Origin of the sequence: Nocardia macrotermitis (genome assembly GCF_009604405.1) — a bacterium.
Classification (GTDB): domain Bacteria; phylum Actinomycetota; class Actinomycetes; order Mycobacteriales; family Mycobacteriaceae; genus Nocardia; species Nocardia macrotermitis.
In genome coordinates this window covers 760,311-784,727 of the sequence record NZ_WEGK01000001.1, presented here as the reverse complement: position 1 = coordinate 784,727, position 24,417 = coordinate 760,311, and the positions used below count along the sequence as shown (strand labels likewise).

The 24,417-nt window shown below is 67.8% G+C and carries 18 protein-coding genes; 9 read left to right on the top strand and 9 right to left on the bottom strand.

Annotated elements, in window-relative coordinates:
• Nucleotides 1–15: 15 nt before the first annotated feature.
• The 3 genes from NRB20_RS03375 to NRB20_RS37460 form a co-directional block, all read right to left on the bottom strand.
• Nucleotides 16–1,272, bottom strand: a complete 1,257-nt coding sequence (locus tag NRB20_RS03375; RefSeq protein WP_194289701.1) for an acyltransferase — start codon at nucleotides 1,270–1,272, stop codon at nucleotides 16–18.
• Nucleotides 1,273–1,755: 483 nt separating this feature from the next.
• Nucleotides 1,756–3,312: an acyl-CoA carboxylase subunit beta gene (locus NRB20_RS03370; RefSeq protein ID WP_153407624.1), complete on the bottom strand. Its 1,557-nt coding sequence runs from the start codon at nucleotides 3,310–3,312 to the stop codon at nucleotides 1,756–1,758.
• A 75-nt stretch (nucleotides 3,313–3,387) separates the two neighbouring features.
• Nucleotides 3,388–3,924 (bottom strand): hypothetical protein, encoded by a 537-nt coding sequence (locus NRB20_RS37460; protein ID WP_194289700.1) that lies wholly within the window; start codon nucleotides 3,922–3,924, stop codon nucleotides 3,388–3,390.
• A gap of 329 nt (nucleotides 3,925–4,253) precedes the next feature.
• Here NRB20_RS37460 and NRB20_RS37455 point away from each other — a divergent pair, with 329 nt between their 5' ends.
• On the top strand, nucleotides 4,254–5,072 hold the full coding sequence (locus NRB20_RS37455; RefSeq protein ID WP_194289699.1) for a hypothetical protein: 819 nt from the start codon (nucleotides 4,254–4,256) through the stop codon (nucleotides 5,070–5,072).
• A 242-nt stretch (nucleotides 5,073–5,314) separates the two neighbouring features.
• On the opposite strand, the gene NRB20_RS03360 is transcribed toward NRB20_RS37455, so the two are convergent.
• Entirely contained in the window at nucleotides 5,315–6,595 is a 1,281-nt protein-coding gene (locus tag NRB20_RS03360; RefSeq protein WP_319944398.1) for an MFS transporter, read from the bottom strand.
• 164 nt (nucleotides 6,596–6,759) lie between these two features.
• Between NRB20_RS03360 and NRB20_RS03355 the strand changes: the two genes are divergently transcribed.
• Nucleotides 6,760–8,259, top strand: coding sequence for an aldehyde dehydrogenase family protein (locus NRB20_RS03355; protein WP_153407854.1), 1,500 nt, complete (start codon nucleotides 6,760–6,762; stop codon nucleotides 8,257–8,259).
• A gap of 59 nt (nucleotides 8,260–8,318) precedes the next feature.
• A complete protein-coding gene (locus NRB20_RS03350) occupies nucleotides 8,319–9,272 on the top strand; it encodes an alpha/beta hydrolase (RefSeq protein ID WP_153407622.1) in 954 nt (317 codons plus the stop codon).
• Here NRB20_RS03350 and NRB20_RS03345 read toward each other — a convergent pair whose 3' ends face one another.
• The 4 genes from NRB20_RS03345 to NRB20_RS03330 all read right to left on the bottom strand — a co-directional run bounded on the left by NRB20_RS03345 (nucleotide 9,273) and on the right by NRB20_RS03330 (nucleotide 17,214).
• Complete coding sequence (locus tag NRB20_RS03345) at nucleotides 9,273–9,950, bottom strand: HNH endonuclease family protein (protein ID WP_319944396.1); 678 nt, start codon at nucleotides 9,948–9,950, stop codon at nucleotides 9,273–9,275.
• A gap of 271 nt (nucleotides 9,951–10,221) precedes the next feature.
• Nucleotides 10,222–15,687, bottom strand: a complete 5,466-nt coding sequence (locus NRB20_RS03340) for an ATP-binding protein (RefSeq protein ID WP_319944395.1) — start codon at nucleotides 15,685–15,687, stop codon at nucleotides 10,222–10,224.
• A 192-nt stretch (nucleotides 15,688–15,879) separates the two neighbouring features.
• Nucleotides 15,880–16,494, bottom strand: a complete 615-nt coding sequence (locus NRB20_RS03335) for a DedA family protein (protein WP_194289698.1) — start codon at nucleotides 16,492–16,494, stop codon at nucleotides 15,880–15,882.
• A gap of 99 nt (nucleotides 16,495–16,593) precedes the next feature.
• A complete protein-coding gene (locus NRB20_RS03330) occupies nucleotides 16,594–17,214 on the bottom strand; it encodes a TetR/AcrR family transcriptional regulator (RefSeq protein ID WP_319944394.1) in 621 nt (206 codons plus the stop codon).
• A gap of 205 nt (nucleotides 17,215–17,419) precedes the next feature.
• Here NRB20_RS03330 and NRB20_RS03325 point away from each other — a divergent pair, with 205 nt between their 5' ends.
• From NRB20_RS03325 to NRB20_RS03310, 4 genes are all read left to right on the top strand, one after another.
• Nucleotides 17,420–18,349, top strand: coding sequence for a metal-dependent hydrolase (locus tag NRB20_RS03325; RefSeq protein ID WP_319944393.1), 930 nt, complete (start codon nucleotides 17,420–17,422; stop codon nucleotides 18,347–18,349).
• A 9-nt stretch (nucleotides 18,350–18,358) separates the two neighbouring features.
• Nucleotides 18,359–19,507, top strand: a complete 1,149-nt coding sequence (locus tag NRB20_RS03320) for a hypothetical protein (RefSeq protein ID WP_227833119.1) — start codon at nucleotides 18,359–18,361, stop codon at nucleotides 19,505–19,507.
• Between the two features lie 106 nt (nucleotides 19,508–19,613).
• The gene (locus NRB20_RS03315) at nucleotides 19,614–20,438 is read left to right on the top strand and encodes an SAM-dependent methyltransferase (RefSeq protein WP_153407618.1); all 825 of its coding nucleotides are present in this window, start codon (nucleotides 19,614–19,616) and stop codon (nucleotides 20,436–20,438) included.
• A gap of 52 nt (nucleotides 20,439–20,490) precedes the next feature.
• Nucleotides 20,491–20,877 carry a VOC family protein gene (locus NRB20_RS03310; RefSeq protein WP_319944392.1) on the top strand — a complete coding sequence of 129 codons (387 nt, stop codon included), beginning with the start codon at nucleotides 20,491–20,493 and terminating at the stop codon, nucleotides 20,875–20,877.
• 16 nt (nucleotides 20,878–20,893) lie between these two features.
• Here NRB20_RS03310 and NRB20_RS03305 read toward each other — a convergent pair whose 3' ends face one another.
• The gene (locus tag NRB20_RS03305; RefSeq protein ID WP_319944391.1) at nucleotides 20,894–22,252 is read right to left on the bottom strand and encodes an SGNH/GDSL hydrolase family protein; all 1,359 of its coding nucleotides are present in this window, start codon (nucleotides 22,250–22,252) and stop codon (nucleotides 20,894–20,896) included.
• Between the two features lie 340 nt (nucleotides 22,253–22,592).
• Here NRB20_RS03305 and NRB20_RS03300 point away from each other — a divergent pair, with 340 nt between their 5' ends.
• Both NRB20_RS03300 and NRB20_RS03295 read left to right on the top strand, forming a co-directional pair.
• Nucleotides 22,593–23,468 (top strand): oxygenase MpaB family protein, encoded by an 876-nt coding sequence (locus NRB20_RS03300; protein WP_153407616.1) that lies wholly within the window; start codon nucleotides 22,593–22,595, stop codon nucleotides 23,466–23,468.
• 40 nt (nucleotides 23,469–23,508) lie between these two features.
• Nucleotides 23,509–24,384: an oxygenase MpaB family protein gene (locus NRB20_RS03295; RefSeq protein WP_153407615.1), complete on the top strand. Its 876-nt coding sequence runs from the start codon at nucleotides 23,509–23,511 to the stop codon at nucleotides 24,382–24,384.
• The last annotated feature ends 33 nt before the right edge of the window (nucleotides 24,385–24,417 follow it).

The window sequence follows — 24,417 nt, the reverse complement described above, 5'->3', positions numbered from 1 at the left end:
GTCGATTCCGCCGCGCTAGGCCGCGGGAGTCTTCTCCGGTTCGAGGCTTTCCTCGACCGCGCGGCGGCCGAACAGGGCGCGGAAGTCGGTGTGCACCATCGGACGGCCGTTGAGCCAGATACTGCCGGGGACCCGGCGGGTGATCTCGGCTCCGAGCAGCGACATCGCCATGACCGCCGCGTACACCACCACGGTGCACCACAGTGAGCCGATCTCGTCGCGCATCGGGATGATCCACGGGGCGATGAGCTGAAGTGCGAACGGATGTATCAGGAACACCCCGAACGAGCGGTCCGAGCCGTAGGTCAGCGCTCGGGCCTTCAGCGAGCCGGGACGCTGATTCGAGGTTCCCCAGGTGCCCAGGGTGTACAGGGCGGCGATGATCAGGACGAAGAAGATGACCAGGTGCGGCATGAAGATATTGCTGGCCGCGGCGGGCGGCATCCCGCGACCGGTCGTGCGCGCGAATTCCCAGACCGAGTAGACCGCGGCGGCGACCGCGCCCAGCACGATCAACGGCCCGAACCGTTTCACCGTGCGATTCACCGCGTCCAGATGCCACGCGGCGACCGCGCCGAGGATCACATAGAACTGGTAGGCGAAAACCACCGCGTAGATGTGCGCCCAGATATCCGCGGCGATGCCCTCGAATGCCGGCGGATGCATGGCCAGATACAGGAAGCCCAGTTGCAGCGCGCCACTGACCGCGAGCACCCAGCGGTGATGTCCCTCGGTCGCGCGCAGCAGCTTCAGCAGCAACGGGAACAGCAGATACACCTGCATGGTGACCAGCAGGAAGTACATCTGATACCAGGCTTGGCCGGTCGCGATATCCACGACCAGACGCCACAGCGCGTGCGGGATCGGCTCCTGGAAATTCCCGAGCACGATCGCGTAACCCCAGTAGAACACCGACCACACCACGTACGGGATACCGATCAGCATGAATCGACGTCGCCAGAACGTGCGCGCGGAGAACGGTTTCCGCGCGGATTGATAGATCAGCACGAACGCGGTCAGCGCGAAGAACGCCAGCCGGGTGAAGTGCAGCAGGGTCTGTACCGCGTTGGACGCCATGTTGTCGGGGAGGGTGCATCCGCTCGTCACGTGATCCAGGACGACACACGCGAAGGTGAGAATTCGGAACAGGTCCACCTGATACAGGTACGGCCGCTTGGTTTTTCGAGGCTGCGCCGATTCCGGGGGCTCCGGCTTCGGGTCGGCGATCGTGAGCGTCGCAGTGTCCACGGTGCCGCGATCGTCCTGCGTCATCTGCCTCCTCGTCTCTTGCGGATCCTGGTCCCGACCGCGACTCATGGTGTCAGGCGATGCTGTGAATTCTCTTCACGCACTCTCCGAAACACCTGCGCCGATCATGGTGCGGCCCAGTGAACTCCGGCTGCGCCCCTGTCTCGTATCGCGCCATCGACGACTCGACCGGATGCGGCATCCGGGAGATTGTCGGGATTCACCGTCGGTTCCGGCCGGAAGCGTAGCAGGTCCCAGCCGAATCGGACACGTGTCGCGGTGATTCCGGAAGCCGTGATCGTTGCTCGAGCTAACTTTCCGTGGTCCCCGGGAACAGGTTTAGGCGCAGTTCACAGCGCGTGTCGGTGATCATCGGCGGATGCCGTCCGGACGTTGCGGAATACGGCCGAATTCGCAGGGCTGGGGACGGGGATCGGGCCGTGCGGACCGCCCTGCCGGGTGGTCCGAGGAGGGGTGACCGACCGGGCAGGGTGATCGCGCGACCGGTTACAGCGGCATCAGGTGATGCTTGCGGGGGCCGAATCGAAGTGACTTGTCGCGCAGCAGATTCAGGGCCTTGCGGATCTCCAGGCGGGTGTGCGCGGGTTCGATGACGGCGTCGATGTAGCCGCGTTCGGCGGCGGTCCAGGGGGTGGCGATGGTGGCGTTGTAGAAGTCGACCAGTTGCCGGCGCAGGATCGGGCGCTGCTCGTCCGAGGCCGCCTCGAGCTGTCGTCGCTGGGTGAGACCGACCGCCGCCTCCGCGCCCATGACCGCGATGCGCGCGGTGGGCCAGGCGAAATTCAGGTCGCCGCCGAGCTGTTTGGACCCCATCACCGCGTAGCCGCCCCCATACGCCTTGCGCACCACGATGGTCACGATCGGCACGGTGGCCTCCACGACCGCGTAGAAGAAGCGGCCGCCGCGCTTGATCACGCCGATCTTCTCCTCCTCCACACCCGGCAGTACGCCGGGGGTGTCCACGACGAAGATCAGCGGCAGCCCGAACGCATTGCACAGCCGGATGAAATGCGCCGCCTTGTCCGAACACCGCGCGTCGATCGCACCGCTGGAGACCAGCGGCTGATTCGCCACCACGCCGACGCTCCGTCCGTCCACGCGGGCGAAGCCGGTGATCAGATTGCGCGCGGCGTTGTCGCCCATCTCCAGGAAATCGCCGTCGTCGAAGATCCGCAGCAGGATGTCGTACATGTCGTACCCGCTGCGATCCGAATCGGGGATGATCGCGTTCAATTCCCGGTCCGAGTCGGTGATCTCGGGTTCCAGGCCCGGATTGAGAACCGGTGAGCGGCCGAAGCAGTCGTCCGGCATGAAGCTCAGATACCTTCGCGCCCAATCGAATGCGGCCTGTTCGTCCGCGGCCACATGGTGGATGTTGCCGTTGTGCGCCTGGTTGAACGCGCCGCCGAGTTCCTCGAGGGTGACCTCCTCGCCGGTGGTCTCGCGGATGATGTCCGGTCCGGTCACGAACATGTAGGCGGCCTCGGTCGCGATCAGCACATCGGTGTTGATCGGTGAATAGACCGCGCCCGCAGCGCATTTGCCGAGCATCAGGGAGATCTGCGGTACCGCGCCGGAGAGGCGTTGCTGGCGTCGGCTCATGGCCGCGTACCAGGCCAGGGAGGTGACCGCGTCCTGCACGCGCGCGCCGCCGGAATCGTTGATGGCGATGAACGGGCAGCCGATATCGGCCGCGGAGTCCATTGCCGCCGCGACCTTGCGGCCGAACATCTCGCCGACCGAACCGCCGTAGACGGTCTGATCGTGCGAGATGATCACCACGGGACGCCCGTCGATGCGGGCGCGTCCGGTGACCACGCCGTCGCCGTACAGCGCGTCGGGGGAGCCGGGCTGTCGCATCAGCGCGCCGAATTCCAGGAAGCTGCCCGGATCCACCAGCATGTCGATCCGCTGTCGCGGGCTGGGGATGCCTTTGGCGGTGCGTTTGGCCACGCCGACGGCTCCGGCCGGTTCCCGGGCGTCGGCGAGGTTCTCCTGCAGCAGCGCGAGTTTGGCTGCGGTGGTTTCCACAGATTTCCTCATTCGGTCGACCCTAGCCGGAATAGACGCGTTCACAGCTCTGTGCACTGCAATAGACTCCTCGTCGTGTCGTCCATGTCAATACATTCCGGTTCCTCCAGTTATCAGGCGCGAGCAGGGCGGACGCTCGAGGAGCGGACGCGGCTGATGATCGTCGCCGCGGCCGAGCAGGTGATGCTCGCGTGGATCGCCGCACCCGCCGCGGGGGTCTCGATCGAACGACTGACCACCGCCGACGTCTGCGCGCAGGCCCGTGGATATATTCGGCGCGACGGCGGCGAGGGACCGATTCCCAAGGCCACCATGTGGAAACATTTCAAGACCGTCGAGGCGCTCGCGGCCGCGGTGGTGGAGAACATCACCGCGCAGAACCGTCCGGTGCCCGAGCCGATCGCCGAACTGGCCGCGCGCGGTGGTCGTGGCGAGGGCGCCGCGAGTGACGGTGTGGACGCGCAACGTCTGGAGGCGCGGTTCTCGGCCCGCCACTTCGACATCGCGGGTCTGCGGGAGCGGTTCGCGGAGGCGGCGGCGCGCGAGGATCGGCCCGACATGGTGTTCTGGTCCGCCGAACTGGCCGAACGGTATCTGCAACGTCATCGGCGGGGTGAGCGGCATCCCGCGACCACGGCCGGGGAGTGGGCGCGGCGCGGGATGAGCCTTGTTGATCCGCGCTCGCGACTGGACTGCATGATGGGCATCCGCTGCACCCGGGCGGCGGCGCATGCCGAGACGGTGTTGTCCCGGAGTGCGGAGTACGAGCCGACCGGGTTGAGCCGGATACGGTCGGTCAAGGAGACCGAGGCGAGGTTCGCCGACGCGCTGGGCTGGGTGTTGCACGGTGAGCTGGCCCGATTCCACGCCGACCATGCCCGCGCGCTGTGCGAGGAGGATCCCGAGCGGGAGATGCGGTCGCTGTGCGCGGTCGCCGCCGCGCTGGTCGAATTGTGCGCACCCGACGCGACCGCGGCCCGGGACCGGGGGACACGCTGCGCGCGGGCGAACTCGCCGACGTCATCGCCGGACTGTGCCGGATGGAAACGGCCTACGCCACCAATCCCGCACATCGGGAGACGTACGCCGCGATCTTCGGAAAACGCATGGCGGACACCAGAACCGGGCTACTCGCCTGCTTCGCGGCCACCGCCACCGAACGGCACCGGCACGAGGACGACATTCGCGCACTGCTGCGCCTGGATGCCTTCGCGCGCCGCCTGGACCGTATCGACCCGGCGGCCGCACCGGACGAGATCGCCGGCGCCGTCGAGGATTACGAGCAGGCGTCCATCGATCTGCTGCGCACCACCGAATACGGCACGATCCGCGACATCCTGGTGGCGCGCTACCTCACCGCGAAGGCCCGCACCCTGACCCATCACGACACCCGATCCGACATCTCGCCCGACACCGCCCCGGACCGCGCGGCCGGTTCGCTGGTACATCCGCATCCGGCCGCGCTGATCCAAGGCGCGATCCACTTCTACAACCACGCGGCGACGGCAGGCAGCTCCCGCGGCTCGACCGGTGTCCTACGGGCCCTCGCCGCCGCGGGCAGTGCCGAGCTGCGACGGGCGAATCCTCTGCATCGCAAGGGAAATGGCGAGATATCACCGGCGGACAGCGAATTCGACACCATCGCCCAGACGATCAACGATCTGGTCCTGATCACCGTCAGCCGCCGAAACCGCTTCACGGACAACGAGATCGAACATCTACTCGCCATGGTCGACCCGATGTACTACTACATCACCTCCGGCCGGAACTGACCGGATCGCTTGCCGGTCAACCTGTTCGGCGTGGCCGCTGTTCTGCCGCCTGTCGGCGCGGCGGGTGGCCCGGGGGATGTCGGCTGAATTTGAGGTGAGGATCGACGCCTCGGCCCGTCGGCGGCCAAACGTTCTGCACCGAAACGGCAGGGATGACAGTCGATCTCGCGGCTGACCAGACAAGCCGGGATCGCTTGCCGGACAGTGGTTTCCGCGGCTGGATCACGGTCTCGGTGGGGTGGTCACCCCCGGTCGGCGACCAGCTCGGGTTCGGCCGGGGCGGGGTGTTCGCGGCGCGGTAGGAGCAGGGGAGTGGCCAGCATCAGGATTCCGGCCACGGCGATGGTGGTGCGCGGGGTGGTGAGCGAGGCCAGGACGCCGCCGAGGGCGGTGAGGCTCGCTATGGTGGCGCGCTGCGTGATGGTCCAGGCCGACAGCGCGCGGGCGACGCGGTCGGGCGGCAACTGCTCGAGACGGTAGGTCGCCAGCAGCGGCATGAATACGCCGATGCACAGGATCAGGCCGAATTGGAGCACCGCGATCAGGACCAGACCGGGGATGCCGGGACCGACGAAGGCCAGGCCGACCGGCCAGCAGGCGCGCAGGCTGCCGGCGGTGAGCATCACCCGATGACGGCCGAAACGCCGGGTGAGCGGGCGGGACAGCCGCGAGCCGATCAGTCCGCCGGTGCAGGGCAGCGCGAAGGCCAGCCCGTATTGCCAGGGAGCGAAGCCGAGGTGGCCGACCATGAGCACGATCAGCGGTGGTTCGGCGGCCAGGAGCAGGCCGCCGGTGAGTGCGCTGTTGGCCAGCAGCAGGCGCAGCTGTCGATGTCCGAGCAGGTAACGCCAGCCGTCCACCAGTTCGCTCAGCCGCATGCCCGCGGGGCGTTCGTGCGCGGGATGCGGTTCGCCGCCGCCGATCGCCCGGAGACTCAGCGCGGACAGCAGATAGCTCGTCGCGTCCATGATCACGGTCACCACCGGACCCAGCAGGCCCATCGCGGCGCCGCCCAGCGGTGGCCCGACCGTCGTCGATGTCCAGGTGGCCGATTCGAATCGGGCGTTGGCGATGATCAGGTTCTCCTGCGGGACAATGCTTTTCAGATACGCGCCACTCGCGGCCTTGAAGGTGATCTCCGCGGCCGCGGTCACCGTCGAGACGATGAGCAGCTGCGCGAAGCTCAGCAGGCCCAGCGCGAAGGTCAGCGGGATCGTGGCCAGGACCGCGAACCGGGCCAGATCCATCGTCATCATCACCGGGCGTTTGCGCCGGAACTCCATCCACGGCCCCAGCGGCACCGCGATCAGCGCGCCCACCGCCGGGCCCGCGGCCGACAGCGCCGACACCTCGCCGGGCCCGGCGTGCAGCACCCGCACCGCGATCAGCGGCAACGCGCCGAAACCGAGCCCGGACCCGTAGGCGCTGATCACATACGCCGCCCACAACCATCCGAATCGTCGCCCCAGCGACCTGTCACCCGAACCGCGCACCGGCGCATCACCCCATTCGCACAACCTCACGTTGACCAGCGGAATGAAACCAGTCCGGGCACGAGCGAATCAAACAACCGCGTCGTCGGCGCGCCACAACGATCGGTTGTGTCGAGTGGGTGAACCGGTAGACCGATCCGAGCCGCCGACCATTCTGCAACATTGCAATATATTTTGTGGTCTTGTACGGTCGCCTGGTGACCAGCACCACGGCAGAGTCGCCGTCCACGCAGCTCCGGTTCGATGTCCGCGATCCGGCGACCGGCGCGGTCGTCGGCCGCTATCCGGTGCACACCGAGGTCGATGTCGCGGCCGCGGTGGCGCGCGCCCGCGAGGCGGGAACATGGTGGGCCGCACTGGGATTCGCCGAACGCGCCCGCCGCCTGGATCGCTGGCGCGCCGAGGTGACCCGCGGCCGCGACGATCTCGCCCGGATCATGCGGCAGGAGATGGGCAAACCGCTCTCGGACGCCAAACTCGAGATCGCGATGGCGCTGGAACACCTGAAGTGGGCCGCGCGCAATGCCGAACGGGTACTCGGGCCGAAGTCGGTGCACGCGAGTCTGCTCACGATCAATCAGTCCTGCCGCGTCGAGTACCGGCCGTACGGCGTGGTCGGGGTGATCGGGCCGTGGAACTATCCGGTGTTCACCCCGCTGGGCTCGATCTCGTTCGCGCTCGCGGCGGGAAACGCGGTGGTGTTCAAGCCGAGTGAGTACACCCCGGGCGTCGGTGCCTGGCTCGCCGAGGCATTCGCGCGCGCGGTGCCGGAAAGCCCTGTGGTGCAGGTGATCACCGGTGACGGTGCAACCGGGGCGGCGCTGTGCCGCAGCGGCGTCGGCAAGATCGGTTTCACCGGTTCGACCGCGACCGGCAAACGGGTGATGGCCGCCTGCGCGGAGACGCTCACGCCGGTGCTGATGGAATGCGGCGGTAAGGACGCGCTGGTCGTCGATGCGGACGCCGATCTGGCCGCCGCGGCCGATGCGGCCCTGTGGGGCGGCATGTCCAACGCCGGGCAGACCTGCCTGGGCGTGGAGCGGATCTACGTGCATACCGACGTGTACGACGAATTCCTCGGCAGGCTGGTCGATCTCGCCCGCGAGGTGCACGCCGGTCGCGGCGCGGCCAAGATCGGCCCGATCACCATGCCCAAACAGCTCGACGTGATCCGCCGCCATCTCGAGGACGCGGTGCTGCGCGGCGCGCGGGTGCTGCTCGGCGGTCCGGACGCGATCGAGGGGCAGTTCGTGCAGCCGACGATCCTGGCCGATGTCCCCGAGGACGCCGCGGCCGTGGTCGAGGAGACCTTCGGCCCCACCCTGACCGTGGCGCGCGTCGCCGATATGGACGAGGCCGTCGCACGGGTCAACGCCAGCGTCTACGGCCTGGGCGCGACCGTGTTCGCCCGCCGCGACGGCCGCGCGATCGCCGATCGCATCGAATCCGGCGGTGTGTCGATCAACGCGTTCGTCGCCCACGCCACCATCCCGACCCTGCCGCTCGGCGGTGTGCGGGAGTCCGGCTTCGGCCGGGTGCACGGTCCGGACGGGCTGCGCGAATTCGCCTACGCGAAATCCACCACGCGCCAACTGTTCTCGTCGCCGCTGGCACTGACCACCTTCACCCGCAGCGCCCGCGTGGACGCTGTTGTCGATCGGCTGGTCTCGGTGCTGCACGGGCGATCCGGGTGAGCGCGATCCGCCGTCGAGGCGAACGGCCGTGAATTCACCTGCGGGATGGAGTAATTCCGATGAGTAGGTCCGATACCGATCGTGGCTCGGTGCGCGCGCGGGCGGTGCGGCGCGGCTGCGCGCTGACGGTTCGGCCGCTGGCCGCGCTCGCGCCGGTGGACGCCCGCACATTGCAACTCGCGCGTCCGGTGATCGATCAGATGTTGCGTACGGCCGCACCGATGCTGCGCGGTACGCAGCTCGAACAGCTCCGGATGATCACGGCGGACGGCAAGCAGATCCGCGGTGAATGGGTGCGCGGACCACGGGTGACGGACGCCGACCGCGTCGTGTTGTACGTGCACGGCGGTGGATTCGTCGCGGGTTCCGCGGCCGCCTATCGAGGTGTGGTGTCGCGGCTGTCCACGGCCACCCGCATGCCGGTTTTCAGCGTCGACTACCGGCTCGCCCCGGAATATCCGTTTCCCGCTGCGGCACAGGATGTTTCGGCCGCCTATCGGCAACTCCTCGCGCGGGTGGGCAGCGCGGATCGAATTGTCGTGGCCGGTGATTCGGCGGGTGGATTCCTCGCCGCGCAACTCGCCATCGAACTCGCCCGCACGGGTCAGGCCCCGCCCGCGGCGCTGGTGCTGTTCTCCCCGATGACGGATCTGAGCCTGAGCCTGGCGGCCGATCATCCCGGCGCCCGCCGCGAGGGTCTGCTCTCGATTCCGGTGTCCCGCAAGGCGATAGCCCAGTTCACCAGCGATCCGCTGGATCTGCGCCCCGAACCGGGCATGCGGCTGCCCCCGGCGCTGATCCACACCAGCGACGCCGAATTCTTCGGCGCCGACGCCGCCGTGCTCGCGCAACGCTGGAGTGCGACCGGAGCGCCGTGCGACCTGCAGATCTGGCCGGACCAGATGCACGTCTTCCAGGCGCTTCCGGCGCTGATCCCCGAATCCCGCCTCGCCTACCGGGCCGCCGCCCGGTTCATCCGATCGGTGCTGCCCCCCGAGGCCCTCGCCGTCTGATCACTTGGCGCAGCCGGTGAGCACCTTCTTGATCGCGTCGTGTTCGGCCTGATCGATGGTCAGCTTGTATTTGGTCTTGGTGGCCACCCATTTGATGGTGTACGCGCACTGATCCTTCTCCGGCAGCCAGTGCGCCGGATCCTGATCGCCCTTCTGCCGGTTGGAACGCGCCGACACGACCTGGAGTTGGTCGAGGTCGTTGGCGAAGTTCTTGCGCTGCTCCTTGGTCCATTTACTGGTGCCCGAGCGCGCGGCCTCGGCCAGCGGGACGACGTGGTCCAGATCGGTCTCACCGGCGTCCTTGATGACCACCCCGTCGTAGGCCGAGACCCAGGTGCCCGAAACAGCACGGCACTTGTCGTCGGTCTTGACGTCGGTGCCCTGGTTCTTCAGCGCGACCTCGCGGGTGTCGCAGCCCTTGCCCTGGCCGATCCAGTGCGGCCAGTCCTCACGGTTGTAGTTGACCTTCTCCTCGGCGGCGACGGTCAACTTGTCCAGCTGTGTCAATGCCGTGGACGCCTGAGCGGTGCTGGCACCGGTGCCGGAGCCGGACTTGGCACCGGAGTCCGAGGTCCCTCCTCTGCTGGCCCACCACGACGCCGCGGCAATCACCACGACCACGACCAGAATCGCCAACTTCGCCCAGACCGAGGACAGGACCGACTTCGAACTCGCCACTACCCACTCACAACTCTCGAAATACGAACCAGCAAAACGTGATCCCATCATGACGGATCGGGCCGAGTTATGCGTGAGCAACCCCCGGGGTCTTGCTCACATCGTTGCCAGGATCCGTAGGCGCAGAGGTGTTTTCATGCGCTGATCAGTGATTATCCTGTGGCACAGCGCTTTCGACACCGAAAACGGCGTCGCGCCCATCGAATCGGATTCGATGGGCGCGACGCCGGGTCTTGCGGACGCGGTTCTCACCGCGTCCGGGCGACGGATCTCAGTTCGACAGCCGGGCCTCGATCGCCTCGATGATGCGCGGCCGCAGTTCCTCGGTACGCACGATCGCATCGACCGAACCGACCTCGACCGCGCGTTGAATGCTGTGCACGCGATCGAATTCCGCGGCCACCTCGCCGAGCTTCTCGGCCCGGACCGAGGTCCGGGTCTCGTCGAGTTCGGCGGTCAGCGCCGCCCGGTCCGCACCGGTCGCGTTGCTCGCCCGCGACTCCATTTCGCGCACCCGGGGATCGGTCGCGGTGCGGGTGTCCACCTCGCCGGAGAACACCACGGCCGCGGCCGGGGCGCCACCGAGCACCGAGGCGAACGAACCCTCCAGCGCCAGCACCGTCATATTCGGGTTGAGCGCCTTGGAGAACACCACGAACGCGCCGCCGTGGTACCGCGAGATCACGGTGAACACGATGGGACCCTCGAAGTTGACGATCGCACGGCCGATCTCGGCGCCGTATTCGAGCTGCAACTTGCGCATCGACTCGGGCGATCCGTCGAAGCCGGACAGGTTCGCCAGCACCACCAGCGGCCGGTTGCCGCTGGCCGCGTTGATCGCCCGCGCCGCCTTCTTCGAGGACTGCGGGAACAGCGTGCCCGCGGTGTAGGTGTCCGGGCCGTCGGTCGGGGTGTAACCGCGCCGCGGCACACCGCGCGACTCGATACCCAACAGGCACACCGGAATTCCGCCGAGGTGTGCGTCCTGCACGACGGCGGTCTCCGCGTCGGCCATACCCGCCCAGCGCTCCAGCACCGGGTGGTCCTGATCCGACAGCGCCCGCATCACGGTCCGAATATCGAAGGGCTTCTTGCGATCCGGGTTCTTCGCGCTGGAGAAGATCTCCCCGACGGTGCCGAAATCGCTGTCCGCCAACACATGCGGGTATCCGGAGACGTCACGATCGACCGGGTCGCCGGTCGACGCCCGCCGCGGCGACTGCTCGCCGGGCACGACGTAGGTGTGATCGTAGTGCGACATCAGAATGGCCCGCGCCGCAGTCAGATTCGGCGCCCAGTACTGCGCCTGACCGTTGGGACCCATCACGCGGTCGTAACCGCCGATGCCGAAGTTGTCCTCGGCCGACACGCCACCGGAGAAGTCCAGTGCCTGCTTACCGGTCAGCACCATCGTGGAATCCGGTGTCATGACCAGGATGCCGCGCGTGTGCATCAACATGGTGGCCTCGGCGTTCCAGTACGGCTGCGCGCCGACGTTGATGCCGGTGACCACGAGGTTGATCTCGCCGCCGTCCTGGGTGAACTCGACGATCCGCTTGAGCGCCGCGGCCACCCAGTCCATGTTCTCGGTACCGGACTTCATCGAGATCCGGGCGCCCGAGGACAGCGTGTACCACTCCAGCGGCACCCGCATCTGCTCGGCCAGATCCAGCGCCGCGATCACCCGGCGGCACTCCGGTTCCGACAGTGCGCCGAGGGATTTGGTCGGATCGCCGAGCAGCACGACACGGGTCAGGCCGTCGGGATAGCGCTCGGTCGCGGTGCTCACCACACCCGCGACCATCGCCGCGGTGTTGTGTCCGCGCGGCCGGTCCACGCGCACCAGCGCGTGGTTCTCGTCGAGGTCGTACTCGGTGAAATCGCCCAGCAGACCGGTCAATTCGTACGGGTAGACGGTGTTGCGGCTGCTCGCGCGCAGCACCTTCTGCCGGTACTCGTCCAGCGGCTCGACCGCCTCGTCGGTGCGTTCGCCGACGATCGTCTCCGTGCCGCCGGTCGGATCGAAGCAGATCCGGATGGCGACCTTGGTCAGCTCACCGGTCTCCTGGTCCCGCTCGCGGGCGATGATCAGGATCTCCTCCAGCCCCGCGCCGATCGTGGTCGGCTCGACGCGCGCGACGATCGTCGCGAACTCCGCGGCCGTCAGATCGATCGGCGGCCAGATGTACATGACGATGCGGTTGGTGTTGAACCGCTTCGCCGAACGTCGCCGGGACTGCGCGCGCCGGATCGAGTCCAGGCAGGTGGCGATCGTCGCCTCGGCGGTCGGCAGCGCGAGCAGCCGGCCGTCGTGTTCACGCAGCGGGGTCAGGTCGCGGACCTGGGCGAAGGCGATCAGCCGCTCATCGGCCGGGTTCTCCTTCGCGACACCGCGGAACAGATACACCTCGTCGTCGTCCGAAGACGGCAACCGGGTCAGATCGAACTTGCGCAGCCGCTTCATCTGCATCCGCTCCGCGATGTACGGGTGCAGACCGCGGATCAGCCGCTCCTCGGCCATACCGGTCGAGGTGGGGCGGAAGGTGAAGTGGTGGTGCATGACCGCGCCGCCGCTACCGGCGACGGTGGTGGTGATGCGGTGCACCTGGTTCGGCAGCGGATGCGCGGCCAGCACTTCCTGCAGGGCCACGGCCATCGCGTCGAAGTCCTCGGGCTGGTGCTCCCAGCCGAGGTAGATGTCGGCCTCGATGGACATCGTGCCGGTGGCCAGTTCGGCCAGGCCGCGCAGCGCGGTGTCCAGGGCGTCGAAGCTGACCGCGGCCGAAACCAGGCTGGTGCCACGACGTTCGGCGATCACGAAGGAGCAGTCGCCGACCTGCTGGGTGCGCACATCGCTCAGACCCTTGTTGCCGTAGTAGCGGCGGGTCAGCACCTCGAGCATCACCGAGTTGTCCAGGCTGCCGCGGACCAGACGCTGGCCCAGCAGCCGCACCAGCGGCTCGGTGCTGCGCACGGTCTCGGCGATCCGCTCGGCGCGATCCGCCGAATCCGGGTGAGCGTCCAAGTGCCGCAGGTGTTTCCGGACGTTGGTGTAGACGCGCGCCCGGTTGCGGCGCAGCAGCGGCTGGCCGTACCAGGCGTACACCAGACCGCGGGTGAGGTCGGCGACCACCGGGAAACGCACCTGCGTCGCGGTGACCAGGCGCTCGAGCGCCAGGCCGACCGGCTCGCGCAGCACCCGGTCCGGCACCGGCTCGCGCAGCCACTCGCGCAACAGTGTGGTGATCACGGTGACGGTGTCCGCCGGACGCTGCTGCGCCAGGAAGATCCGGAACACCGCGCCCTCGAGGTCGGGGGTGCGGTCCAGATCGCTGATCCCATAGTGCGCCAACGCATTCGACAGCCGCGTCCGGTACGCCTCGGGCAGGCCCGCCCGCTCGACGTCCAGGCTCTGCAGGTAGGTGTGGAAGTACTCGCGGGCGCTGTGCACGTGGCCGTGCTCGCCCTCCTCGTCCCACGACCGGTTGTGGCTGAGTTCGGCGAGGTCCGCGAACATCTGCACGAGTTCGAGTTCCTCGGCCAGCGGCCGGTGGTTGTTCGCGATCGAGGCCCGGCGCGCGGCCAGGTAGTCCTCGACCACGCGGCTCTCGTCGTGCGGGTCGACGTCGAAGCCGAGCAGCAGACTGCGCAGATCCTGCAGTCCCCGCGCCAGCCGCTCGTCCGGGCTGACCGAATCCGATTCGCTGGGCAGATCCAGTTCGACGGTGGCGCTGGTGGTGTCCTCGGTCTCCTCGCCCTCGTCGGCGAGCGGCTCGAGCCGCAACAGCGGGGCGCCGGTCTCGACCTGACTGCCGACCGAGACGCCGCACTCCTTGACCCGGGCGCGGAACGGCGCGCGCAGCACCGTCTCCATCTTCATGCTCTCCAGCACCAGTACCGGTGCGCCCGCCTCGACCTCGTCGCCGACCGACAGCGGCATCGCGACGACCAGCGCGGGCGCGGGGGAGCGCACGACGCCGCCCTCGTCGCGGCTGATCCGGTGGGTGACGCCCTCGACGTCGACCAGGTGGGTCGGCCCGTGTGTGCCGGTGATCAGCCGGTAGCGGCTGCCGTTCACCACGACATGGCAGGTGTGGCTGTCGAAACGCTCGAGATCGACTGCGGCGGTACGGATCTCGTCGCCGACCTCGATGCCGATCCGGAACCGGTGCGCACCGATGCGGGCCACCCGCACGCGGTAGGTGACCCCGCGCAGCTTCAGATCCAGCGGACGGCCACTCTCGTGCTGCACCTGCGGACGTCCGCCCGACGCGGTGGACAGCAGCCGGTGCCGCTCGACGCGCTCCTCTTCCTCGTAGGCGTCGATGGCCGCGGCGGCCAGCGCGACCGCGGAGTGCCGGTGCGAGATCAGGCGTCCCTCACCGCGCACGCGGTCGATCCAGCCGGTGTCGGCGCTGGCGTCGATGACCTCGGGCTGGTTCAGCAGATCCAGCACGAAACTCTTGTTGGTCGCGCCGCCCTCGATGACGACGCGGGTCTGCCCGACCGCGCGCCGCAACCGGCCCAGGGCCTCGTCGCGGTTGCGGCCGTAGGCGATGATCTTGGCGATCATGGAGTCGAAGGCGGCCGGAATCGTGTCGCCCTCGCTGACCCCGGTGTCCACCCGGATGCCCGGTCCCGCAGGCAGATCCAGGCGTTCGATGCGGCCCGGCGCGGGCGCGAAGTCGCGATCGGGATCCTCGGCGTTCAGGCGTGCCTCGATGGCGTGACCGCGCTCGACCGGCGGCTCACCCTCCAGCTTGCCGCCCGAGGCGACCAGCAGCTGCGCGCGCACCAGATCGAATCCGGTGGTGGACTCGGTGATCGGGTGCTCGACCTGGAGGCGCGTGTTGACCTCGAGGAAGGCGAACAGTTGCTCGCCCGGGTGGTACAGGAATTCGACGGTCGCCGCGCCGCGGTAACCGACGGTGACCGCGAGCCGTTCGGCCGACGCCTTGAGGTCGGCGGTCTGCTCGGCGCTCAGCACCGGCGAGGCCGATTCCTCGATGATCTTCTGGTTGCGGCGCTGCACCGAACAGTCGCGCACACCCAGCGCCCACGCGGTGCCCTGACCGTCGGCGATCACCTGGACTTCGACGTGCCGGGCGCCGGTGACCAGGCGCTCCAGGAAGACGACGCCGCTGCCGAAGGCGCGCGCGGCCTCCTGGCTGGTGCGCTCGTAGGCGTCGACCAGGTCGGCCTCGTTGGTGATGACGCGGATACCGCGCCCGCCACCACCCGCGGTGGCCTTGAGCATCAGCGGGTAGCCGATCTCACCGGCGGCGGTCACGGCCGCCTCGACGGATTCGACCGCGCCGCGGCTCCACGGCGCGACCGGGACGCCGACCTCCTCGGCGATCAGCTTCGCGCCGATCTTGTCGCCGAGTTTGCGCATGGCGTCGGCGCTGGGGCCGATGAAGGTGATGCCGATCTGGTCGCACAGTTCCGCGAAAGCGGGATCCTCGGCGACGAAACCCCAACCGACCCAGGCGGAATCGGCCTTGGTCGCGACCAGGGCGCGCTCGAGGGCCTTGAGGTCCAGGTACGGGCGGGCCGAGGCCGGGCCCAGATCGTAGGCGACGTCGGCCTCGCGCACGAATGTCGCGTTCCGGTCGACATCGGTGTACAGGGCAATGGTTTGGATCGCCTGCCCCGTTTCCGCGGCCAGATCTCGAGCGGCGTGGATGAGGCGCATGGCGGCCTCGCCCCGGTTCACGATGGCGATGCGGCTGAACACTCGCCAACTCCTTTCATGGGCCTTGAGACGGGTGTGGTTGTGCGTAGTCTGCACCCAATAGAGGGATATGTGCACGGCGTATGAGTGTTACTCGCACGTATCCTCGAACTTTGCCCCGTCGGAGGCATGTGACGCCGCATCGGAGTGTCCGGGCAGTTGGTGCGAATCGCCGCCCGCGAGACTCGAATCGGCTCACGCGGCGAGCAGTACCGGTGCGGCCGGAGCGATGGTCGGTGGTTCGGCCTCGGCGTGCGTCGGGACGGGTTCGCCCGCGGTCTGCCGGTGCAGTACCAGTCGCGCGACCAGTCCGACGCCGATGGCGATGATCAGCGAAATGCCAAGTCCCGCCAGGGGATTGCCGGTGACCGTGCTGCCGAGGTAGCCCAGCGCGGTGGCGTAGCACGACCACAGCAGCGATCCGAGCAGCGAGGCGGGGGTGAACCGGCGCAGTCGCCAGCCCAGGGTTCCGGCCAGTGCCGCGCCCGCGGTGCCGCCCGCGGGCAGCCAGCGCCCGCCGATGAACGCCGCCGCGCCATAGCGTTCGGCCCGCTCGAGCAGCCACGTCGTCACGCGGGCGGTGGCGCGGCCGCGCGCGAGCGGGCCGAGCAGTCGCGTGCCGCCCCAGCGTCCGGCCGCGTAGAACAGGTGATCGGAGATCGAACAGCCCAGCGTGGCGATCAGGATCACGCCGATCGGGGAGGCATGGGTCACCGCGGCCAGTGCGCCCAGGCCGACCAGTGTCGGCTCGGTGGGTGCCACCGGAACGACGGCAACCACGAACGCGGTGATCAGCGCTGCGAGGGTCATGATGATCAGCATGCGCGGCGCCGCTGGTAGCTCCCTGTGAGCGAACTGTGGGATCGCTCGCGGTGTGTGCCCGCTCGGGAAGAGAGCCGAAATGGCTTGTCAGTCCGGGCAACCCGAATCGGTCTGCGCCCGGATCGCGGTGCCCATCCAGCGCCGCAGATAACGCCGGAGTTCGGTGTCGGTGCGCGGGGGGTTACCGGGTGCGAGGAAGAACGACTGCATGGTCCGCAGCACGTATTCGACCAGTTCGGCCAGGGCGGGATCGTCGTAGCCGTGCTTGTCCCAGTCCACGTCGAAACGCCGGATCATGGTGACGCCGAACGCCTGTGCCTCCTCGGAGGTCAGGCTCTCGGGTTGCAGATTCGAGTAGGTGCTCGACAGCAGAATCCCCAGATGCGGCGTGGACCGCACCTCGGACAGTGTGAAGACCACGCCCTCGGTGAGCGCGTCGACCGGATCGTCGATCCCGCTGACCTGCTGCGCGAGCCGATCCAGGAAGCCGTCCACCGACGCGAACGCCGCGGCCCGCATCAGCGCGTCCGAACTCGGGAAGTACCGGTACACCGTCTGCCGGATCACCCCGAGCGATTCGGCCACCTCGGCGATATTGACCTCCGAGCCGGTCCGCCCGATCAATTCCACGGCCGCCGCGACGATCCGCCGCGCCGCCTCCTCGTCACTGTCCGGTGGGCTCCCGCCCCACCCGCGTCGTCGTGCCACTGCCCTGCTTCCTCGGCTCGGACCGGTGTCGCGGGGTGTTCCCCCCGATCGAATCGGCCCTCGACGCTACCAGGAAACCGTTCGATGCCTGGTGGCGGCATTGTTCGCGAATCCAATCATACAAACATACGTGCCTATGTATGATCGTCTTGTCTAACGGCCTGCGCGGGCGACGATGCCCGGACGAACGATGGAGGTAGTGCAGGTGACCGACCTACACGTCCGCAAGATGCGATTCGCATTCGCGGACTACGACGTGCCGTTCCTGTGGAACGAGCGCAATCCCGCGTTCTCGTCGATGGCCAATGCGGTGTCGTTCCTGGCTATCGGCTTCGAGAAGATGATCGTGAACATGATTCGCGAGGCGATGCCGCGGATCACCGATCCCGAGGTGGCCGCGGAGGCCGACGCGTTCGTGCGGCAGGAGGGGCAGCACTCGACCGCGCACCGCCAGCACGTCAACGGCCTGATCCGGCGTTATCCGCGGCTGCGCGAGACGTTGGACGAGGTCATCGGCGAATTCGACTCGCTCACCGTGAACACCTCGCTGGACTACCGCCTCGCCTACACCGCCGACCTCGAGGCCACCTTCACCCCGGTGTTCAAGCTGATGCTGGACAACGACGCCTCGCTGTTCGCGCCCGGTGACGACCGGGTCGCCTCGCTGTTCATCTGGCATTTCGTGGAGGAGGTCGAGCACCGCAGCTCCGCGCTGATCATCTTCGATTCGATCGTGGGCAGCGACGTCTACCGGATGCGCATGGCGCCCTCGATCTTCCGGCACGTGATGAAGGTGATCCGGATCGCGTGCGTGGGCTTCAACGCCCATGTGCCGCTGGCGGATCGGCAGGTCGACGCGCTGTCCATGTTCGCGATGCACCGGCACCGTCGCCGGCTGGGCCGGTTCATCCCGCCGCTGCGGGTGCCCGACAACGGCGCCATGCCGCGCGCGTTCACCGAGTTGCCGCTGCGTGAGCAGTTGGTCGCGCTGGGCGGCATCGTCCGCAGCCAGATGCCCAAACACAATCCCGAGCACGAGAATCTGCCGGATCTGGCCGATCTGTGGTTCCGGCGGTACGACGAGGGTTATGACGTAACCCTGTGGTACACAGCCGAACTGGCCGATTCGAAGTAAGGGGTCCGCATGTCCGATCACTGTTCGCCGACGTTCTCCCGGCTGGCGACCGAGATGGGCTTCTCCTGCCGGACCGAGGGCGGGCTCGTCGCGTTCCGCAATCCGTTCGGGCTGGAGAACTGGACGTTGCCGGTGCTCGAGGTGCTGATCATCCTGGGCGCGGTGCTGACGCTGGTGCACGCGATCCGGCGGCTGCGTCGCGAGGGTGATCCCACCAATCTGGTGCTCTGGCTGGGTGCGACGGCCTATCTGTTCATCATCGAACCGCCGCTGTACTTTCCGGCCGCGTTCGGGATCGACGGATATGTGGACACGATGTTCGCGCACAACGTGTTCACGGTCGATTTCCTGTGGGGCCGGTTGCCGCTGTACATCGTGGCGATCTATCCGTTCATGGCCACGATCGCCTACGAGATCGTGCGCATGCTCGGGGTTTTCCGGCGGTACGGGGTGCTGCTGGGGGCGATCTGCGTGGGCTTCGTGCATCACGCGTTCTATGAGATCTTCGATCATCTCGGCCCGCAGTTGAAGTGGTGGGAGTGGTCCACCGGTAATTCGCTCAATCAGCCGATGTTCGATTCGGTGCCGTTGTCGAGTGTGGTGGTGTTCGCCGCGCTGTGGCCGATGTCGCTGGCCTTCTTCGTGCAGCTGTTCGTCGGGCGGCATGTGGATGCCGGACGCAAATTGAGTGCGCCGCAACTGATTTGGCGGACGATCGCGATCGGGATCCTGGGTTCGGCGGGTACCGGGGTGCTGCCGATTCCGGCCACGGTGCTCGGGGCGAACAACATCACCGTGCGCGGCTGGCTCTATGCCGCGGAACTGGTGGTGTTGAGCGCCATCGCGATTCCGATCCTGGTGCGGCAGTGGCTGCGGCTGCGGCGCGGTGAGGTTCCGGCCTACTCGGACAACGTCGTTCGCGTCTACAGCGTGGTGTACCTGGTGGTGCTGGCCGTGCTGTGGATCGCCGCGCTACCGGATTTCCTGCACTCCTCGCACGGCTGGGCGCGCAATGCCGGTCCGGTGGGCAACATCTGGTACACGATCGCCTGCTTCGTCATCGGGATCCTGTGTGCGGCAGCGGTATCCGGCACATCGCGGTCGCGGGACGCGGCATCCGCCGGGACTTCGCGGGAGGTGGCCGCGGCGGCCGGATAGCGCGGGAGGGTCCTCGGGGCGACGGCCCGTGACTCCGAGGACATCTTTCGCCGGGGCAACCGTGAAGCGGCAGTGCGGGATTCGTCGCGGGACTACGATGTGCGGCATGACGGACGATGTCGCGCTCGATGTGAATCAACCCTCGAAGGCTCGGATATACGACTACTTCCTGGGCGGCAAGGACAACTATCCGTCCGATCGGGCCGCGGCCGCCCAGGTGGAGAAGGCGTTCCCGAATATTCGGCGGGCCGCGCGCGAGAACCGGAACTTCATGGTGAAGGCGACGAAGTTCCTGGCCGGTGAGCGCGGCATCCGGCGTTTCCTGGACCTGGGCACCGGCATTCCCACCGCGCCGAATCTGCATCAGGTGGTGCACGAGATCCAGCCCGAGAGCCGCATTGTCTACGTCGACAACGATCCGGTGGTGCTGGCCCACGCGCAGGCCTTCGGCAGTCTGGACGGCACCGCTGAGGGGCTGGTCGACTTCCTCAACATCGATCTCACCGACATCGATCGGCTGATCGAATCCGAGGAATTCCGGAATCTGCTGGACGAGCCGGTCGCCGTGTCCTGCTTCGGCATCCTGCATTTCTTCCCGGACCCGGTGCCCTACACGATCGTGGACAAGATCATGGCCGCCGTTCCGTCCGGCAGCTACCTGTCCATCACGCACGCGACTCCCGACCTCAATCCGGCATTGGCCGAGGTCGGGGAGGTGTATCGCAGTAACAAGATGGACGCCTTCCCGCGCACCCACGCGGAGATCTCGCATTTCTTCCGCGATCTCGAGCTGATCGAGCCCGGAGTCGTCGTCAGCCGGGTATGGCCGACCCCGGACGAGACGCCCGCCGGGGAAGTGGGCAATGCCAAGACCGCGGCCGAGCTCGACGCCGAGATCGCGTTCTTCTGCGGGATGGCGCGTAAGCCGTGAGCCATTTCGCGCGCGACTAGAATCGATCCCGGACCCTAGCCGGGAGGTCGTCGTGCGAGTCGTGGATTTCGATCACGTGGTGCTGAATGTCGCGGATGTCGAGCGATCCCTCGAATTCTATTGCGGCACATTGGGGTTGACTCCGGAGCGGGTCGAGGAATGGCGGGCCGGCCGGGTCCCGTTCCCGTCGGCCAGGGTGACCGAGCGGATGGTCATCGACCTCCAGCACCTGCCGCGCGGTGCGGCGAACGTCGATCACATCTGCCTGGTGGTCGAGCCGCTGGACTGGCAGGAGGTCATCGACTCCGGCGTGTTCACGGTTCGGGAGGGGCCGGTTCCGCGCTGGGGAGCCCGCGGGCGGGCGACCTCTGTCTACGTCGCCGACCCGGACGGCAATACCGTCGAATTGCGTTGGTATCCACAGGATTCCACGGACTGAACGGATATCGCGAGTATCAGCCCGTGTGGCAAGGACTTTCGGCGGTCGAGGTGGCGAGCAGCGACGGATCGACCGCGTCGGCCATGGCCTGATAACCCACCGGACCGGGATGCAGATGATCGGCGCTGCTGTCCACCGCGCCCAATACGCTCGGGTCGGCCGGGTCGCGCAGAGCGGCATCGAAATCCACCACGCCGTCGGCGATGTGCTGGGTGCGGATCCAGGCGTTGATCCGCTGCCGGGTCGCCTCGCTGTCCGGCGCGAGGACCGTCCCGTCGACGATGGCGTTCGAGGCGGGCAGCAGCGTGCCCAGCCAGATCTTGACGCCGCGGGCGTGCGCACGTTCGATGAGCTGGCGGTATCCGGCGATCATCTGATCGGCGTCGGGGCGGGGCAGCAGGCCCAGGTCGTTGATGCCCTCCTGTAGCAGTACTCCGGCGACTCCGGCCTGATCCAGGACGTCCCGATCGAAACGGGTCAGCCCGCTCGGTCCGAGCATGAGCGGTTCGCCGCTGTAGAGCAGGCGATTGCTGCCGATTCCGGCGTTCACCACCGAGATCGGGATCCCGGCCCGGTCCAGCACGTGTTGCAACTGGTCCGGGTAGCGCCCGTTGGTATCGGCGACGCCGCGATCGGCCGGAACGCTGAGCGGGGTGGACCCGACGAAGCCGTCGGTGATCGAGTCGCCGAACGCCACGACCGCGCGTACCGAACCGGGGGCCGCGACATCCACGCCCGAGACGTAAAGCCATGAGCCCGTGGTGGATCCGAATCGCCGACCGCTCGCCTGGGCGGTCAGATCGCCACTGCCTGCCGCCGAATAATAGGAGGTGGCGTTGGCATTCCAGTGCTTGGTCGGCGGACCCGCCGCGCCGGGCACGTAGACGCTCACCGCGAGCGGTTCGAATGCGTTGAACCGCAAGGAAACCGGGTCGCTGACCACATCGCCGCCGGGCGGCACGGTGATCGAGGGTTTTCCGCCGAAACGCACCGGTCGCGGGTCGCGAACCGCCGCCGCCGAGGTCCGCGCGCCCACACTCACCCGCCCGAAGGTCACCGGGGTGAGCCCGAACCGATTGGTCAGATGGATCCGCACCTCGGACCCGTCCAGATGCGGGGTGACGATCATGCGGAAGGTTTGATCGGTGACCTGGAGGGGGACCGGTCCGCCCGACGCGTCGACGGGCGCGATCGCATCGGTGGGACTCGCCAGCCAGCTCGCGACGAAATGGGTACCGCAGGTGCCGGGCGTCGCCGTGCTCGGCGGCGCGGCGGCCACCGTACCCGCGATCAACGCGCTCACGGCCGCGACCACTCCCGTGACACGCTGCCGCCGACCACCGAGCACGTCTCCGATGACGTTGCCGGAACCCACAATTCGCACCTTTCGTCGACTTCCACCACCTGCGTCCCGGACCGGGTGCCGTGCTGCCCGAGGGTTCCGGACGTCGACATTCGGAACGCGCTCTCAGCACCGCCACCCCGGTAAAACTGGACACTTTGCGGCGAAAGTGTCTACTAACCTAGATGCTGCAACTCGGTTCGTCCAGAGGATCCGGTACCGGCTCGGCGTCGCCCGTCAGTCGAGTGAACTCCGATGAGAGACTTTGCAGTTGGATCTATCAAACTCTCATCATCTGTGACATCATGAGTGATAGTTGGGGCAGAAATTTCTATCACCAAAGGCGTCGCGATCGCCGGGAGAGAGGCCGAGGATGTCCATCGAGGAGACGGCATCGACTTCCCCGCTGCGCCCGGTCGGTCCGGGCTCGGCGACCTGGCGCTGGGGCGTGGACTGGCGGTCGGTGCTGGCGAGCCGGGCGATCCTGCTGCTCGAGGTGGCGCACCCGGTGGTGGGTGCGGGCGTGCTCGACCATTCCGAATTCCTCAGTGACAGATGGGAACGCATCACCCGCACGCTCGCCTCGGTGCGCCGGATGAACGGTTTCCACGGCGCCGACGCGGCAGTGGCGGAAGGGTTGCGGCTACGGCAGCTCCACCGCGACATCTCCGGCACCGACGCGCAGGGGCGCCGCTACCACGCCTTGAATTCCGATGCCTACCTGTGGGTGCACGCAACCGGCTATGCCGGGCCCGCCGACGTCCGCCGGATGTTCGACGGCCGGATCGACGCCGAGCGGGAGGACGCGCTGTTCCGGGAATGGCGGGATATGGCCGCGGTGCTGCGGATTCCCGAACGGGTCGTCCCGGCCACCCGCGCGGAGTTCTGGGACTACTACCGGCATACGGTCGGCGACGTCCTCGAGCGCAACGCCGCCACCGACCTGCTGATCGACCTCGACCGCAAGCCCCTGCCGGTGCCACCGAAACTCACTGTGCCGCAACCGGTATGGAATGGTTTCGCGATCCCGTTGGCGGCGTTGCTGCGGCTGACCACCGCCGGTGTGCTACCGCCGCGATTCCGGGAGCGGATCGGGCTGGACTGGAATCGCGCGCGAGCGCGGCGGTTCGACCGCGCCGTCGGCACGGTCCGGGCGCTGGATCGGGTACTGCCGGACCGCGTCCGCCACCCGTTCGCCCATCGCGTCGAAGTACTGCCGGAAGGTCGAACGATCGCCGGAACACGCTGAAATCCGCTGCCCCGCCGACGAAGCCGGGAAGGACACCGATATGACCCAGCCGCCCGAGGATCGCGCGCCGCTGCCCCGCCGCACCGCCCGGCAGGACACCGACGCCGTGGACACCCGGTTCCTCGCCGACGAGATGTCGGCGTGGCTCTCGCCCGCTTACGGTGCGGCGAATGTGGTGATGCAGCTGGCGCGCGCCGGAATCGCCTACGGGGTGATGGAGAGCCGGGTCGACAGCGGCAACCTGCACAAACATCCGATCAAACGCGGCCGCACCACCATGACCTACATCGCGGTGGCCGTCGCCGGCACCGCCCGGGATCGGCGGATCTATCGCGAGGCGATCGACGCGGTCCACGCCCAGGTCCGCTCGACGCCGCGAAGTCCGGTGTCCTACAACGCCTTCGATCCGGACCTGCAACTCTGGGTCGCCGCGTGCATGGCCGCGGTGTTCCGTGACACCCGCCGCCTGCGGGGCGGTCGCACCTATCACGATCCCGACGACATCCACCGGGCCGCTTCGGTTTTCGCGACCACGCTGCAGGTGCCGCCGCGGCTGTGGCCCGCCGATCGCGAGGCGTTCGACCGCTACTGGAACGAGCAACTCGACGGGCTCGACTTCGACGACCGAATGCGCGAATTCCTCATCGGCATAGCGCGATTGGACTTCCTGCCGCGTCCGGTGCAGCTGCTGCTGGGGGACTGGGACCTGTTCATGACACTCGGCTACCTGCCGCCGCAACTGCGCGCGAAGCTGGGTTTCGACTGGACCGCGGCCGAACAACGCCGCTTCGACCGCTGGCAGCGCGGTCTGGCGGCCCTGGACCGGCTCACCCCGCGCGCGGTGGTCCGGCTGGGCATGCTCGCCACGATCTGGGATATGCGGCTGCGCTACGTCATCGGCGCGACCATCGTGTGATTACTTGTCCGACAACAACTCTCACCACAGGAA